12 protein-coding genes are annotated in these 16,584 nt (G+C 70.2%); 2 read left to right on the top strand and 10 right to left on the bottom strand.

Annotated elements, in window-relative coordinates; genetic code table 11:
- Positions 1–36: 36 nt before the first annotated feature.
- Complete coding sequence (locus HQ325_RS17840; protein WP_027505673.1) at positions 37–816, top strand: Sir2 family NAD-dependent protein deacetylase; 780 nt, start codon at positions 37–39, stop codon at positions 814–816.
- Positions 813–1,991, top strand: a complete 1,179-nt coding sequence (locus HQ325_RS17835; RefSeq protein WP_222631513.1) for an MFS transporter — start codon at positions 813–815, stop codon at positions 1,989–1,991. The genes HQ325_RS17840 and HQ325_RS17835 overlap by 4 nt, the downstream gene beginning before the upstream one ends.
- A gap of 8 nt (positions 1,992–1,999) precedes the next feature.
- Here the strand turns inward: HQ325_RS17835 and proB are convergent, their stop codons facing one another.
- From proB to HQ325_RS17785, 10 genes are all read right to left on the bottom strand, one after another.
- On the bottom strand, positions 2,000–3,121 hold the full coding sequence (gene proB / locus HQ325_RS17830) for a glutamate 5-kinase (protein WP_222631511.1): 1,122 nt from the start codon (positions 3,119–3,121) through the stop codon (positions 2,000–2,002).
- Positions 3,118–4,569, bottom strand: a complete 1,452-nt coding sequence (gene obgE, locus HQ325_RS17825; RefSeq protein WP_222631509.1) for a GTPase ObgE — start codon at positions 4,567–4,569, stop codon at positions 3,118–3,120. The genes proB and obgE overlap by 4 nt, the downstream gene beginning before the upstream one ends.
- 188 nt (positions 4,570–4,757) lie before the next feature.
- Positions 4,758–5,021: a 50S ribosomal protein L27 gene (gene rpmA / locus HQ325_RS17820; protein ID WP_027505670.1), complete on the bottom strand. Its 264-nt coding sequence runs from the start codon at positions 5,019–5,021 to the stop codon at positions 4,758–4,760.
- 104 nt (positions 5,022–5,125) lie between these two features.
- On the bottom strand, positions 5,126–5,437 hold the full coding sequence (gene rplU / locus HQ325_RS17815) for a 50S ribosomal protein L21 (RefSeq protein WP_222631507.1): 312 nt from the start codon (positions 5,435–5,437) through the stop codon (positions 5,126–5,128).
- A gap of 247 nt (positions 5,438–5,684) precedes the next feature.
- Positions 5,685–9,134, bottom strand: a complete 3,450-nt coding sequence (locus HQ325_RS17810) for a translation initiation factor IF-2 N-terminal domain-containing protein (RefSeq protein WP_222631505.1) — start codon at positions 9,132–9,134, stop codon at positions 5,685–5,687.
- Between the two features lie 431 nt (positions 9,135–9,565).
- Positions 9,566–9,979: a nucleoside-diphosphate kinase gene (gene ndk / locus HQ325_RS17805; RefSeq protein ID WP_222631504.1), complete on the bottom strand. Its 414-nt coding sequence runs from the start codon at positions 9,977–9,979 to the stop codon at positions 9,566–9,568.
- 46 nt (positions 9,980–10,025) lie between these two features.
- The gene (locus HQ325_RS17800) at positions 10,026–10,424 is read right to left on the bottom strand and encodes a DUF4233 domain-containing protein (protein WP_027505665.1); all 399 of its coding nucleotides are present in this window, start codon (positions 10,422–10,424) and stop codon (positions 10,026–10,028) included.
- Complete coding sequence (locus HQ325_RS17795; protein ID WP_374107239.1) at positions 10,421–11,824, bottom strand: folylpolyglutamate synthase/dihydrofolate synthase family protein; 1,404 nt, start codon at positions 11,822–11,824, stop codon at positions 10,421–10,423. The genes HQ325_RS17800 and HQ325_RS17795 overlap by 4 nt, the downstream gene beginning before the upstream one ends.
- A gap of 29 nt (positions 11,825–11,853) precedes the next feature.
- Positions 11,854–14,505 (bottom strand): valine--tRNA ligase, encoded by a 2,652-nt coding sequence (locus HQ325_RS17790; RefSeq protein ID WP_222631500.1) that lies wholly within the window; start codon positions 14,503–14,505, stop codon positions 11,854–11,856.
- Between the two features lie 9 nt (positions 14,506–14,514).
- Entirely contained in the window at positions 14,515–16,569 is a 2,055-nt protein-coding gene (locus tag HQ325_RS17785) for an alpha/beta fold hydrolase (protein WP_222631497.1), read from the bottom strand.
- Positions 16,570–16,584: the final 15 nt, after the last annotated feature.

Genomic DNA, 16,584 nt, shown 5'->3' with positions numbered 1-16,584 from the left:
CGGTCGCCGCGCAGCGCCCTCTCTCTGCAGGACGCGATGGCCGACGGCCGCGTCGTCGCGCTGACCGGCGCCGGGATGTCCACGGACTCGGGAATTCCCGACTATCGGGGCCCGGACTCTCCGCCGCGCAACCCGATGACGTTCCAGCAGTTCATCGGCGACGACGATTTCCGACGTCACTACTGGGCTCGCAACCACGTCGGCTGGCGCCACATGGACGCCACCCGCCCCAACGCCGGGCACCGCGCCCTCGCCGAGCTCGAGCGCGTGGGTACCGTCTCCGGCGTCATCACGCAGAACGTCGACATGCTGCACACCAAGGCCGGCTCCCGCTCGGTGATCGACCTGCACGGCGTGTACGGCCGGGTTCGCTGCCTCGACTGCGATCGTCTCGTCTCCCGCGTCGCTCTCGACGAACGTCTGACCGCTGCCAATCCCGGGTTCATCGAGTCCGTGGTCGGTGCCGACGGCGTCGAGATCGCCCCGGACGCCGACGCGATCATCGAGAGCACGGCCCACTTCCGCATGGTCGGCTGCGAGGTGTGCGGCGGCATCCTCAAGCCCGACATCGTCTACTTCGGTGAGAGCGTGCCCAAGCCGCGCGTCCGGAGCGCGTACGACATGGTCGACGCCGCGCGCTCGCTCGTGGTGCTGGGGTCCTCGCTCACCGTCATGTCCGGACTGCGCTTCGTCCGACACGCGTGGAAGAACGACATCCCGGTGTTCATCGTCAACCGAGGACGCACCCGCGGGGACGAGTTCGCCGCCCAGAAGATCGAGGCCGGCTGCTCCGAGGTCCTGGCGTCCTTTCTGTGACGGACGGCAGGACCGTCGGCGGTGCCCCGTGGGCCGTCGCGGCGATCTTCTTCGTCAACGGCGCGGTACTCGGTAACTGGGCGCCGCGCCTGCCCGCGATCCGCGACGCCCTCGAACTCGACGCGTCGGTGCTCGGCCTGGCGCTCGCGGGGGTCGGCACCGGCGGCCTCCTCGCCACTCCCCTGGCCGCCGTCGGTATCCGGCGGCTCGGCAGTCGCCGGGTCGTCCTGCTCTCCGCGACCGTGCTGTGCCTGGCGTTCGTGCTCCCGGCACTCGCCGGGACGTGGTGGGCACTGGCACTCGCTCTCGCCGTCCTGGGCGGGGCCGACGCCGTCATGGACGTGGCGATGAACGCGCAGGGGGTGATCGTCGAGAAGCACCGGCGGCGTTCGCTGCTCAACCGATTCCACGCGGCGTGGAGCGCGGGTGCCGTCACCGGCGGCCTCACGGGCGCCGCCGCAGCCGGAATCGGTCTCGCCGTGCTCGTCCACTTCGCTCTCGTCGGTGGCGTCCTGCTGGCGCTCGCGCTGGTGGCTCACCGCTCACTGGTTCCCGACGGGCCCGCCGTGCCCGACACCGCCCACCGGCCGTCCGGCCCGGGTCCGCGGCGTGTGTTCTCCGGCGCCCTGGCGTTGCTCGGAGGGCTCGTGCTGGTGTGCGCCCTGGTCGAGGATGTGCCGCAGTCCTGGGGTGCGATCTACTCCACCGATCTCGGTGCCGGGCCGGGACTGGCGGGACTCACCGTCGTGGCCTTCTCGTCCGCGATGTTCGTGGGGCGCCTCGTCGGTGACGCCGTGGTGGACCGCGTCGGACGCCACGCCGTGTTGATGGGCGGCGCACTGCTCATCGCGGCCGCGTTCCTGGCGGCACCCGTGGTGAGCTCGCCCGTGATCGCCCCGGTGATGTTCGCCGTCGCGGGATTCGGTGCGGCACCGATCTTTCCGGCTGCGTTCGGGTTGGCCGGCCGACTCCCCGGCATCACCGCGGGCACGGCCCTCACAGTGGTGTCGCTGATCGCCCGGATAGGTGTGCTGCTGGCACCCGTCGCGTTCGGCTCTCTCGCAGAGCTGACCGGCTTCGGCCGGGCGTTGTGGTCGATGGTCGCGGCCGGTGTCGCGGTGGCGCTGCTGGCCGTCGCACTCCGGCGCGTGCTCGCCGCATCGGCTCCGGCCTGACCGGTCGCTCAGCCCGGGACGAGGTCGTCCGCGTGCACCACGGGGCGTCGGGCCTCGGGGGCGAGATCGCCCGTCGAGCGACCGATCATGCCGGCGAGCTCCGCCGCGTCGTACGCGACGACCCCGCGCGCGACCACGGTGCCGTCGACGCCGTGCAGGGTCACCACGTCGCCGGCGTCGAACGAGCCACTGACCGAGACAATTCCTGCCGACAGCAGCGAGCGTCGTCGGCCGATCACCGCGGTGAGGGCGCCGTCGTCGAGCGTGAGGGCGCCGGCAGTGTCCGCGGCGTGACGGACCCAGAATCGGCGGGCCGACAACCTGTTCGGGCGCGCGGTGAACGTGGTACCCACCGGTCCACCACCGAGGGCGGAGGCCGCCTCGGACGCCGCCGCCAGCAGGACGGGAACACCCGCGTCCGCTGCCAGCCGGGCCGCGGACAACTTGGACGCCATGCCGCCGGTTCCGAGGGAACCGCCCGATCCGGCGACGACGCCGTCGAGATCCTCGGGACTCGCGACCTCGCGGACGAAGGTCGCGTCCGGGTCCTTGCGGGGGTCGCCGTCGTAGAGGCCGTCGACGTCGGAGAGCAGCACCAACGCATCCGCCCCGACGAGGTGCGCGACCAGGGCTGCGAGGCGGTCGTTGTCGCCGAAGCGGATCTCGGCCGTCGCGACGGTGTCGTTCTCGTTGACGACGGCCACGGCACCGAGCGAGCGCAGTCGGTCGAACGTGCGCTGAGCGTTGCGGTGGTTCGACCGACGCGCGATGTCGTCCGCCGTCAGCAGGACCTGCCCGACGGTGCGACCGTAGCGGCCGAAGGAGGTGCCCCATGCGTGCGCCAGCGCCAACTGGCCGACACTGGCCGCGGCCTGCTTCGTCGCGAGGTCACGGGGCCGTTGCTTGAGACCCAGCGGTGCCATACCGGCACCGATCGCGCCGGACGACACGACGACGACGTCGGACCCGGCACGCATCCGCGCCTCGATCGCATCCGCCAACGCGTCCAGCCGGGCGAGGTCGAGCCCGGCCTCCATGCTGGTGAGGGCCGACGACCCGATCTTCACGACGATGCTGCGAGCCGACGCGATGATCTCCCGCGTACTCCCGTGCGGCTGCGTCGCGGTCACTGCTCGTCGCTCTCCAGCCCTCGACGGACACGGCGGGCGTGCTTGCGCTCGGGTGCACCGATGCGCTCGACCTGGTCGATGCGCGAGTCGGTACCGCGACCGGTCATCGTGACGTCGACACCGGCGGGGGTCTGCGGCTCCCACTCGAAACTGACGTCGCCGATGGTCACGGAGGCTCCGGGCTGTGCGCCCTGCTTGACCAGTTCCGCCTCGACGCCGAGACGAGCGAGCCGGTCGGCGAGGTAGCCGACGGCCTCGTCGTTGTCGAAAGCCGTCTGCATGACCCACCGCTCCGGGCGCTCACCGCGCACGATGAAGCCGCCCGGCTCGTCGGGGTCGGAGATGACGCTGAAACCGGCCTTGTCGGTGGCGACGGGCCGGATGACCTGCCGACGCGGGACGGCCTTGGGATGATCGATGCGGTACTGTGCGACCAGCTCCGCGAGGGCGAAGGTCAACGGACGCAAGCCTTCCCGGCTCACCGCGGAGATGGCGAAGACGGGCCAGCCGCGGGCCTCGAAGTCCTCGCGCACCATGTCGGCCAGTTCCTGCGCCTCGGGAACGTCCACCTTGTTGAGCACGACGATGCGCGGTCGATCGGCCAACTCACCCAGGCCCGCGTCGCTCGAGAGAGCGGGCGTGTACGCGGCCAGTTCCGCCTCGAGAGCGTCGACGTCGGACACCGGATCACGACCCGGATCGAGGGTCGCACAGTCGACGACGTGGGCGAGGACGGCGCAGCGCTCGAGGTGACGCAGGAAGTCCAGGCCCAGCCCCTTGCCCTGGCTGGCGCCGGGGATGAGGCCGGGGACATCGGCGACGGTGAACGTGGTGTCGCCGCTCGAGACGACGCCGAGGTTCGGGACCAGCGTCGTGAACGGGTAGTCGGCGATCTTCGGCTTGGCGGCCGAGAGCACGGAGACGAGAGACGACTTCCCGGCACTCGGGAAGCCGACCAGACCGACGTCGGCCACGGACTTGAGCTCCAGGACCAGGTCGCGCTCGATCCCGTCCTCGCCGAGCAGCGCGAAGCCGGGCGCCTTGCGTGCTCGCGATGCGAGGGCGGCGTTGCCCAGACCGCCGCGACCGCCTGCCGCCGCGTCGAAACGCGTGCCCTCGCCCACCAGGTCGGCCAGGATCCGGCCGTCGCCGTCGAGAACCATGGTGCCGTCCGGGACACCCAGGATCAGGTCCTCGCCGACGGCGCCGTCGCGATTGCTGCCGGCTCCCTGCGTGCCGTTTCCTGCCTTCGCATGGGAGTGGAAGTGGAAGTCGAGAAGGGTGTGCACGCTCGGATCCACCACGAGGACCACGTCGCCGCCGCGGCCGCCGTTGCCGCCGTCCGGACCACCGAGGGGCTTGAACTTCTCCCGGTGGACGGAGGAGCACCCGTTACCGCCCTTTCCCGCACTGACGTGCAGGGTGACACGGTCGACGAATCGCGACATGGGTGGAGGGTCCTTCCGAAAGGCAGATGATGCTGAACTGCTGAGAGATCGGCGGCCGACAGGGCGCCGAGGGGTGAAACGCCGTCAGGGGCGGACGGAGGACGAGCCCTCCGAACCGCCCCTGACGGGAACGTGCACTGACGTCGCGCGAACGGCCGAAGCCGGACCTCGCGGGCGCCGCAGGAGAATCAGGCCTCCGCGGCGGCCGGGACGATGTTGACGGTCTTGCGGCCACGCTTGGTGCCGAAGAGAACTGCACCCGCCGAGAGGGCGAAGAGCGTGTCGTCGCCGCCACGGCCGACGTTCACACCCGGGTGGAAGTGAGTGCCACGCTGACGGACGAGGATCTCGCCCGCGCTGACCGACTGTCCGCCGAAGCGCTTGACGCCGAGACGCTGAGCATTGGAATCGCGACCGTTGCGTGAGCTGGACGCGCCCTTCTTGTGTGCCATGAGAAACCCTCCCGGGGTTGGTGGAGCCGGTGCCGTGATGGACGAGCCCTGGTGGAACGAGCCGTGGTGGCGCAGAGACGCCGGATGGAGACCGGTATCAGGACTTACTTGATGCCGGTGACCTTCAGGACGGTCAGCTTCTGCCGGTGCCCCTGACGCTTGTGGTACCCGGTCTTGTTCTTGAACTTGTGGATGCGGATCTTCGGGCCCTTGGTGTGCTCGACGACCTCACCGGTGACGGTGATGCCGGCCAGCTTGTCGGCCGCGGTGGTCAGCTCGGACCCGTCGACGACGAGAACAGGAGCAAGCGAGACAGCCGTTCCGGGCGCTCCCTCGATCTTCTCGACCTTGACGAGGTCACCTACAGCGACCTTGTACTGCTTTCCGCCGGTCTTGACGATCGCGTACGTTGCCATCGGAGGGCTACCCCTTGCTTCTTTGATGCGTTCTCACGTCCCTGGTCGGGGACGCGACTGGTCTCGTGGCTGCGGTTCCGCAGCCCCTACTGGTCACACTCTTGCGCCGGCGAACCGAAGTTCGGGCGGCTGCGTCCGCACACCTCGCGGTGGACAGGACAGAGCCACGTCGCCGGCAGCGACTGTCCAAGATTACGGTAGAGCGCGTGGCCCGGTCAAACCGCCGGACCCGGTGCTCGACCGCAGCTCAGGCCTCGTCGTCCACCGGCGGTCCGGCCGGCCGGCCGGCTGCCCGACGGCGCGGACGCCGGACCGGTGCGACGGGCTCCACGGAGGCGCCGCCCCCGACGGTCACCGCAACGGGTTCGGCAGCGCCGCCCTCGTCGCCGCTGTCGGAAGCCGGTGTCGCCGTGGACGTCTCGGGCGCCGAGGGCACCACGATGACCGTGCCGGCGGAGTCCCCGGCCGGCGCGGACGCCGCTCGGGACACCCGACGACTGCGGCGCGGACGCGTCGCGGCGGTGGGCTCGGGAGTGACCGGTTCCGACGCCGCGGGTTCGGGAGTGACGGGCTCGGGTGTGACGGACTCGGGTGTCGACGGCGTGTCCGACGTCTCGGTCCCCTCGGCGGCCGAGTCCGATCGGCCGTTGCGGCCGGCGGCGTCGCGCACCGCTGCCACGGCGGCCGTCGCGTCCTCGATCGGATCCGACACGGTGTCCGCCACCTCGGCGACATCGTCCGGATGCAGGTGCGCCGCCATGGCCAGAGCGACCGGATGCGCACGACGCGGAGCCGTGTCGCTTCCCGACTCGGACTCGGTGGTCTCGGCCGTCGTCGTGTCGTCGACTCGATTCTCCGACCGGTCGCGGCCGCCGCGCTTGCGACGCGAGCCGCCCTCGGAGCCCTGGTTGTTGTCGGAACGGGAGTTCTCGGAGCGCGAGGTGGTGTCCGAACGGGAGTTGTCGGAACGCGACCGATCGGAGCGGGAGGAGCGCCCACCCTCGTCCTTGGCCGGCTCGACGGGGAACTGATGCATGATCAGCCCACGTCCGTGGCAGTGCTCGCAGGTCGTGGAGAACGCCTCGATGAGACCGGTACCCATGCGCTTGCGCGTCATCTGGACCAATCCGAGCGACGTCACCTCGGACACCTGATGCCGCGTGCGATCGCGGCCGAGGGCCTCGGTCAGACGACGGAGCACCAGGTCGCGGTTGGACTCGAGCACCATGTCGATGAAGTCGACGACGATCATGCCGCCGATGTCGCGCAGGCGCATCTGCCGCACGACCTCCTCGGCCGCCTCGAGGTTGTTCCGGGTGACGGTCTCCTCGAGGTTGCCGCCCTCACCGGTGAACTTGCCGGTGTTGACGTCGACCACGGTCATGGCCTCGGTGCGGTCGATCACCAGCGTGCCGCCGGACGGCAGCCACACCTTGCGGTCGAGCGCCTTGGCCAGCTGCTCGTCGATGCGGAAGGCACCGAAGACGTCGACGTCCTTGGACGACGAGGTGTACCGCTCGACGCGGGGCAGCATGTCGGGGGCGACTGTCTCGATGTAGTTCTGCACGGTCGACCAGGCACGGTCGCCTTCGATGACCAGCTTGGAGAAGTCCTCGTTGAAGAGGTCGCGGACCACCTTGACCAGAAGGTCGGGCTCCTCGTACAGCGTGACCGGAGCAGACGACTTGGACGCCTCGGCACCCGTCGAGCGCTCCGAGACGGTCGCCCACTGCGCCTGCAGTCGCGTGACGTCGCGCTCGAGTTCCTCGGCGCTGACGCCCTCCGACGCGGTCCGGATGATGACCCCGGCCTCGGACGGGACGATGTCGCGCAGGATGTCCTTGAGACGCTTGCGCTCGTTGTCGGGCAGCTTGCGGCTGATGCCCGTGGACGAGCCACCGGGCACGTAGACCAGGAACCGGCCGGCGAGCGAGATCTGCGTCGTCAACCGTGCACCCTTGTGCCCGACCGGGTCCTTGCTGACCTGCACGAGCACCTGGTCGCCGGGCCTGAGGGCCTGCTCGATCTTGCGGCTGTTGCCGCCCAGACCGGCGGCGTCCCAGTCGACCTCGCCGGCGTAGAGCACACCGTTGCGGCCCTTGCCGATGTCGATGAACGCGGCTTCCATGCTGGGCAGCACGTTCTGCACGCGGCCGAGGTACACGTTGCCCACGATGGAGCCCGAGGCCGTGCTGGTGACGAAGTGTTCGACGAGAACGCCGTCCTCGAGCACCGCGACCTGAGTCAGGTCCGGGTGCCCGGCCAGCGTCTTCTCGCGCACGACCATCGTCCGGTCCACCGACTCGCGGCGCGCGAGGAATTCCGACTCGGTCAGGATGGGCGGACGGCGACGGCCCGCGTCACGGCCGTCGCGGCGACGCTGACGCTTCGCCTCGAGGCGGGTCGACCCGGTGATGCCCTGGACCTCGTCCTTGGACTTCGCCGAGCGCTGACGCGGCTCACGCTCGTGCACCACCGTGTTGGGCGGATCGTCGTCGGTCGTGGTCTCGGCGTCGGCGCTCTCGCCACCGCTCTTCCGGCGACGACGGCGGCGCCGGCGGCGGCTCGCGCTGTCCCCGGTCGAGTCGTCGTCGCTGTCCCCGGAGGCACTGTCGTTGTCCCCGGAGGCACCGTCGGTGTCCTCGGCGGACGGCTCCGTCTCGCCGGCCGTGGTGTCGGTCGTGCTCGACGCGTCGGTCGAATCGGTGGTCTCGGGCGCGTCCGAGTCGGCGGACGTGTCCGCCCGAGACCCACGACGGCTGCGTGAGCGGCGGCTCGAGGAGCGCTTCGGCGCGTCGTCGCCCTCCGCGGCGTCGTCCGTGTCCGTGGTCTCCGGTTCCGCCGTCGCGTCCTCGGCGGCAGGCGCGTCGGAGCGATCCGCGGCGGACTCGTCCGACTCGTCGTCGTCGCTCTGATCGTCGTTCTGGTTGTCGTCGTTCTGGTTGTCGCCGCGTCCACGACCACGGCCACGACGGCCACGGCGGCGGCGGCGAGGACCGGACGATCCGTCCTGCTCGTTCGCGTCGTCGTCGGTGCCCTCGTCGGACGCGGAGGCATCGGACTCGGAGGTGTCGGACTCGGTCGCCGTCTCGACTGCGGGGGTGCTCTCGGCGGGGGCGGACACCTCGACAGGGGTGGACACATCGGCAGGGGTGGACACGTGTGCAGTGCCCTCGGCCTCGGGTGCGTCCGCTGTCGTGGTCTCGTCGACCTCCGCCTTCTTCGGCGCGGATCGAGCGCGACGTGCCCGCGTCCGGGGAGCCTTCGGCGTCTCGGTGACCTCGGGCTGCAGGAACAGCGGCGCGGTGGCGGGGTCGGCGGACGACGGGGCCGTCGCCTCGGCCGTCTCGATGTTCGTGAAGAGGTCCGGCTCGGTGGGAGACGCCGGACTCTCGTCGGCCGTGGACGCCGAACTGGTCTCCTCGGCGGCGGGAGGTGCGCTCTCCGCAGCGGGCAGATCTGCCACGTCGTCGGCGTCGAGGGCCGGAGCACCCAGTGCGGAGGCGACGGTCTGCGCGTCGTCACGAACGACGCTGGACTGGACGCTGCGGACGTCGACGCCCATCTCGGCCAGCTGGGCGACGACCTGCTTGCTGGTCACTCCCAGCAGCTTGGCGAGCGCGTGAACGCGGATGCGCTCGGGGAAGGCGGGGGCGCCCTGATCGAGCGGCTCCTGGGGCGGCACGGTGTCGGCCACGTGTTCTCCTCGGGCTCCCGGGCGCGAACATCCACGGTCGAGGTGCCCGATCGGGCGTCGTCCGTCGAATGGCACGCGGCCACGCGGGAGTCATGGTTCGTTCGCGGGATCGGACGATCCGACGAAAAAGCGGGTTCGCACTGCGTCAGGTCGTCGACCGGAACGGTCGGTGACTGTCACCGCACTGCCTGGGCGGATGGCCGATCCGAGCACCTGATCTTCAGCGGGACGCGTCGGCGGTGCGAGAAGGAGACTCGCATCGATGCCTGCGCGTTCGCGATGACGGGCTTCGGTCCGTGATTGTCATCCGGTCACGTTCGCGTGGTGCGCGCCGCGACCTAGGCCAGTATCCCACACTCCCCGACCGCCGCGTGCCAATGCGGGGTTCGCGGTGCGGCCCGGCGGTCGGGGGTGGGACTCGAGGTGGAGCGTCAGCCGAGCTCGGGGAACCAGAGGGCGATCTCACGAGCCGCGGACTCGGGCGAGTCGGAGCCGTGGACCAGGTTCTTCTGTCCGTCCAGCGCGAGGTCGGCGCGGATGGTGCCGGGCGTCGCCTTGGCCACGGGGTCGGTGCCACCGGCGATCTGACGGAAGGCCTCGATGGAACGAGGACCCTCCAGCACGGCCGCGACGAGCGGTCCCGAGGTGATGAACTCGATGAGGTCGGGGAAGAACGGCCGCTCGGCGTGCTCGGCGTAGTGCTTCTCCGCCACCTCGCGGTCCACCGTCACCAGCTTCAGGGCGACGAGGTCGAGCCCCTTGCGCTCGATACGGCCGAGGATGTCGCCGACGTAGCGACGTTCGACGCCGTCCGGCTTGATCAGTACGAGAGTGCGTTCGGTCACGAGCGCTGAGCCTAGAGGACCCTCGATCGGCCCCGAAGCACCGGCGTCATTCTCGCTGGCTCGGCAACCTGCCCTCGGCGATGCGCTTGCGGAGATCGCGGCGCAGATACAGCAGGTACACCCACACGGCGAGGAACAGCACGCCCACGACGGCGATCGACGGGTGCGCGAAGAAGCCGAGGATCACCAGAACCTGCAGCGCGAGATCGAAGGACAGAGCCCACGACCGACCCTGCAGTCCCGCACCGAGCAGCATGACCACGCCCAGCGCGATGATGTACGTCCCACTGATCCACGTGAGTCCGCCGCCGACGGTCGCGACGACCGGGAGCGACAGGAAGACGACGATCGCCTCGAGGACGAGGGTGCCGGCGCAGACGCCGCGGAACCCCTTCCACGGATCGCGTGCGGGCGGCGGGACCTGGCCCGCCTCGGGGACTGTCATACCGGGTCCTTCCCGAAAAGGGTGCGTGCCGCACCAGCGGTCACCACGGATCCCGTGACGACGACGCCCGCACCGGAGACGGCCTCGCCCTCGTCCGCCACGTCCTCCGCGATGCCGATCGCGATCTCGAGTGCGTCCGGGAGCGTCTCCGCGACGACGACACGCTCGTCGCCGAACTTGGCGACGGCGGCGTCGGCGAGTGCCTCGACGTCGAGCCCGCGTGGGGAGCCGTTGTGGGTCACGACGATCTCGTCGAGCACGGGTTCGAGTGCCTGCAGGATGCCGTCGACGTCCTTGTCCTTCATGACGGCCACCACGCCGACGAGCTTGCGGAAGTCGAACTCGGCCGTCAGCGTCGCGGCGAGTGCGGCGGCGCCGTGCGGGTTGTGCGCGGCGTCGACGAAGACCGTCGGTGCGTTGCGCACCCGCTCGAGTCGGCCCGGGTTCACCACCGAGGCGAAACCCTCGCGCACCGTCTCGACGTCGAGTCCGTGGTCGGCACCCGCGCCGAAGAACGCCTCGACCGCCGCGAGGGCCAGCGAGGCGTTTCGCGCCTGGTGTTCACCGTGGAGCGGAAGGAAGATGTCGTCGTACACGCCGCCGAGGCCGCGGAGCTCGAGCTGTTGACCGCCGACGGCGACACGACGGGCCAGGACCACGAACTCGGACCCGGCGCGGGCCACCGCCGCGTCCATCTCCACGGCACGCCGCAACAGGACGTCGGTGACCTCGGGTTGCTGCTCGTCGAGAACCGCCACCGTGTCGACCGGATCGAGCCGTTCGGGGGCCTTCTTGATGATGCCGGCCTTCTCCGCGGCGATACCGGCCAGATCGGTACCGAGGTACTCGACGTGGTCGATGCCGATCGGGGTGATGACGGAGACCTGCGCGTCCACCACGTTGGTGGCGTCCCACCGCCCGCCGAGACCCACCTCGACGACGGCGACGTCGACCGGGGCCTCCGCGAACGCCGCGAACGCCATCGCCGTCACCACCTCGAACTTGCTCATTCTGGGCCCGCCCGCGGCCTCCGACTGCGCGTCGATCATCTCGACGTACGGCAGGATGTCGCGGTACGTGTCGACGTACTGGCGAGGGGTCAGCGGCACCCCGTCGACGGCGATCCGCTCGGTGGCCAACTGCAGGTGGGGGCTGGTGGTGCGACCGGTGCGCCGGTGGAACGCCCGCAGCAGCGACTCGATCATCCGGGTGACCGACGTCTTGCCGTTGGTGCCCGCGACGTGGATGGACGGGTAGCTCGCCTGCGGGGACCCGAGCAGGTCCATCAGCGCACTGATGCGCGTGAGCGACGGCTCGATCGTCGTCTCGCCCCAGCGCTGGTCCAGTTCGGACTCCACCAGTGTGAACTCGGCGAGATCGACCGGCGAGGGTCCCGTCACCCCCTCCGGCCCGGAGTTGCCCGGATAGCTCACGCCGGCCCCATCTCACGCAGGCGTGCGGTGATGCGCTCGACGTCCTCGCGGGCGATCTGCTGCCGTGCGCGGATCTTGTCCACGACCGCCTCGGGGGCCTTGCCGATGAAGGCCTCGTTGCCCAGCTTGGCCGTGGTGGCGGCAAGTTCCTTCTCCGCGGCCGCGAGTTCCTTCTCGGCGCGCTTGCGCTCGGCCGCCACGTCGACGGTGCCGGACGTGTCGACGGAGACGACGACGGTGCCGAGCGAGAGCCGGACCTCGATGGACGCCGTCTCGGCGAAGTCCTCCTCCGGCTCCGTCAGGAAGGCGAGCGCACGGGTCGCGGGGATCTGCGCCGTGAGGTCCGCCTCGTCGACCCCGAGCAACCGCGCCGGGACCTTCTGCTTCGGCTTCACGCCCTGGTCGCTGCGGAAGCGGCGCACCTCGGTGATGAGCTTCTGCATGTCGGACACGCGTTGCAACGCGACGGGATCGGCTCCGACCCCGGTCTCCTTCGGCCACGGTGCGACCACGACGCTCTCGCCGCCCGTGAGGGCCTTCCAGAGCGTCTCGGTGACGAACGGGATCACCGGATGCAGCAGTCGCAGAATCGAATCGAGCACGACACCGAGGACGATGCGGGTGGGTTCCGCCGCGCTCTCCGACGAGAACTGCACCTTGGCCAGTTCGAGGTACCAGTCGCAGACCTCGTCCCAGGCGAAGTGGTACAGCGCCTCGCACGCCTTGCCGAACTCGTAGCGATCCAGCGCGTCGTCCACCTCGGCGCGCACGGTCGCCAGCCGGTCGAGGATCCAGCGGTCGGCGTCCGTGAGCGTCTCGCGGACCGGGAGATCCTGCACGACAGCGCCGTTCATCAACGCGAACTTGGTGGCGTTGAACAGCTTGGTGGCGAAGTTGCGCGAACTCTGCGCGTTGTCCTCGCCGACCGAGAGGTCACCGCCGGGATGGGCTCCGCGCGCCAGCGTGAAACGCAGTGCATCCGCACCGAATCGGTCGACCCAGTCGAGAGGGTCGATGCCGTTGCCCTTCGACTTCGACATCTTGCGGCCGAACTCGTCGCGCACCAGCCCGTGCAGGAATACGTCGCGGAACGGCACCGGACCGGGCAGCTCGTCGCCGACGGTGGTGCCGAACATCATCATGCGGGCGACCCAGAAGAACAGGATGTCGTAACCCGTGACGAGAACGCTGGTGGGATAGAACTTCTCGAGGTCGGGAGTGCGGTCGGGCCAGCCCATCGTCGAGAAGGGCCACAGGCCGGACGAGAACCACGTGTCCAACACGTCCGGGTCCTGCACCCAGCCCTCGGGCGCCGTCTCGTCGGGGCCGAGGCAGACCGTCTCACCGTCGGGTCCGTACCAGATGGGGATGCGGTGCCCCCACCACAGCTGGCGCGAGATGCACCAGTCGTGCATGTCGTCGACCCAGGCGAACCACCGCGGTTCCTGACTCTTCGGGTGCACCACGGTGCGCCCGTCGCGCACGGCGTCGCCGGCGGATGCCGCCAACGTGGAGACGTTCACCCACCACTGGAGGGACAACCGCGGCTCGATGGGCTCGCCGCTGCGCTCGGAGTGGCCGACACTGTGGACGTACGGACGCTTCTCGGCGACGACGCGGCCCTGCTCCGCGAGTGCCTCGCGTACGGCGACACGAGCCTCGAAGCGGTCCATACCGTCGAACTGCGTTCCGGTGTCGGCGATCCGGCCCGAGGTGTCCATGATCGACGGCATCGGCAAGCTGTGCCGGAGACCCATCTCGAAGTCGTTGGGGTCGTGTGCCGGCGTGATCTTCACGGCGCCGGTGCCGAACTCGGGGTCGACGTAGTCGTCGGCGACGACCGGGATCTCACGGTCGAGGAACGGGTGCGGAAGCGTCGTTCCCACCAGGTCCCGGTAGCGCTCGTCGTCGGGGTGAACGGCGACAGCGGTGTCGCCGAGCATCGTCTCGACACGGGTGGTGGCGACCACCACGTGCGGTTCGTCGTCGTTCAACGATCCGTAGCGCAGCGAGACCAGTTCGCCCTCGACGTCCTCGTACTTGACCTCGATGTCGGAGATCGCCGTCTTCAGCACCGGCGACCAGTTGACGAGCCGCTCGGCGCGGTAGATCAGGCCACGATCGTGGAGCAGCTTGAACATGGTCTGGACGGCACGCGAGAGGCCCTCGTCCATCGTGAATCGCTCGCGGCTCCAGTCGACGCCGTCACCGATCCGGCGCATCTGCTCGCCGATGGTGCCGCCGGACTCACGCTTCCACTCCCACACCTTCTCGATGAAGGCGTCCCGACCGAGCTCGTCCTTGGACGTTCCCTCGGCGACGAGTTGCTTCTCCACGAGCGACTGCGTGGCGATGCCCGCGTGGTCCATGCCGGGAAGCCACAACACCTCGTAGCCCTGCATCCGCTTGCGACGGGACAGGACGTCCATCAGTGTGTGGTCGAGGGCATGGCCCATGTGCAGGCTGCCGGTGACGTTGGGCGGCGGGAGCACGATCGAGTACCCCGGCTTCGCGCTGTCCGGATCGGCGACGAAGTACCCGGAATCGACCCATCCCTGGTAGAGGCCTGCTTCCACGTCACCGGGATTCCAGGCCTTGGGCAGGCGGTCGGCAGGGTTCTCGTCGGGCGCTGTCGTCGATCTGGTCACCGGGTGATTCTAGTGCGCGTCGGGATCGACGGTCCGGCCCGGTCGCGCCGCGAGGATCTCGGGCATCGGAGTGGATTGTCCGAGTACGTGCTCGGACAGAAAGGCGTGCACGGCGCCGTACCAGACCGCGGTGTGCTGCGGCGAGAGGATCCAGTGGTTCTCGTCGGGGAAGTACAGGAACCGGTGCACGGTCTCCCCGTTCTCGTCGGCGGGAGAACCGGACTCGGACAGCAGCTCCCACCACAACCGCAGCGCTTCGCCCACGGGCACGCGATAGTCCTTGTCGCCGTGGATCACCAGCATCGGGGTGACGATGTCCGCGACGGCCAGGTGCGGCGAGTTCTCGAACGCCATCTCCGGCGTCATCTCGTGCGCCCAGTACGACGCCTCGTCGGTGGTGGGACCGAACTGGTCCAGCGCCCACAGACCGGCGTGCGAGACGATCGCCCGGAAACGGTCGGTGTGACCTGCGACCCAGTTGGCCATGTAGCCGCCGAACGAGCCGCCCATCATCGCCGTGCGCGTGGAGTCGATGTCCTCGCGTTGCTCGACGGCGTCGGTGACGGCCATCAGGTCCGTGTAGGGCTCCGTCCCCCATCGGCCCCAGCCGCGCTGCACGAACGCCTGTCCGTACCCGGTGGACAGTGCCGGATCGGGAAGCAGGACGGCGAATCCCTGCGCCACCAGCATCCACGGATTCCAGCGCCACGACCAGGCGTTCCACGATCCGAGCGGTCCGCCGTGCGCCCACAGCACCAGCGGCGCGGGCCAGTCGGCGGACGTGCCCGTGGGCAGAGCCAACCAGGCGCGCACCCGCACCCCGTCCTCGGCGGTGGTCTCGACGTCCTCGAGGGTGCCCGGCAGCGTCGGCGTGGCGGCCGGTGACCGCAGCTCGGTCACTGCACCGTCGGCGAGCGTGATCCGGACCGGATGCGGCGGAACGAGATACGACGAGCGCAGCGCATGGACGACATCACCGTCCGGAGCCGGGCGCAGGTCGGTGTAGGCGTGGTCGTCCTGCGTCAGGCGGCGGGCCGCGTCGGGCGTCACGACGAAGATCGGTGCCCGGCCGTCGTCGTCCGCCGTCACCAGGATGCTGCGCCCGTCGGCGGACCACACCGGCGACGACGGCCACCGGTCCCACCCGGCCGCCCACTGCTCCGGCAGCCCGGTCGTCAGGTCGAGGACGTGCAGCGTGGTCCGCGGCGCCGCATCCGGTGCCGGATGCGTCTCGCGCACATAGGCGACGCGCGTTCCGTCCGGCGAGACGGCAGGGGCACCGACGTCGGCCACCGGGTCGTCGACCAGCACGGCGTCGGCACCGTCCGAGGTGTCGATCCGGACGAGCACGTGCCGTGTGGTGGCGTCGGCTCCCGCGACCCTGCGTGTGGCCACCAGCCACGAGCCGTCGGGAGCCACCGCGACGGAGGTGTCGCGGTACGCGCCGCCGCCCGCCGAACCGCCGGGTCGCGGCGTCACCGTCCGCAGTGCGACGTCGGTGTCCTCGGTGTCGCCGAGGGTCCCCACGAAGACGTGCGTGGACGCCGGACCGAGGTCGCTGTCCCAGTGCCGCATCGGATATCCGCTGTGCAGGATCGCGGAGACGGCCTTGTCCTTCCGCAGCGCGCGCAGCGTCTCGTCACGGTCGACGTCGCCCAGAACCTCACCGGCGACGGCGAACACCGGCGCCTCGGACGCGGCCACGACTCCCCCGACCCCTCCGCCGCGGTGCGCGACCCTGCGGGCCTCTCCACCCCGCGCGGACAGCGCCCACACCGCGGACGGTGCGTCGTCGTCACCGGACGCCGCTCGCACGAAGAGCAGGTCGCCGTTCGCGGCGAAGGTCGGTGCGGAGTCTCCGGTGGCGGACCGGGTGAGCCTGCGCGGCGCCGACGTGCCGTCCGTCGCGACGGACCACAGACTCGAGACGTACTTCGTCCGTGCGGCATTCAGCTCGGACATCGTGGTGACGAGCGACTCTCCGTCGACGGAGAGCGCGAGGCCCGCGATGCGGGGAAGGTCGAGGTAGGCGTCGGGAGTCCGGAAAGCGCTCGCGTCGGTCATGCACCCGAACCTAGG

It is taken from the genome of Rhodococcus sp. BP-349 (genome assembly GCF_019835845.1).
Lineage (GTDB): Bacteria > Actinomycetota > Actinomycetes > Mycobacteriales > Mycobacteriaceae > Rhodococcoides.
The sequence above is the reverse complement of the archived record's forward strand: the minus strand, read 5'-3'. Positions and strand labels throughout refer to the sequence as shown.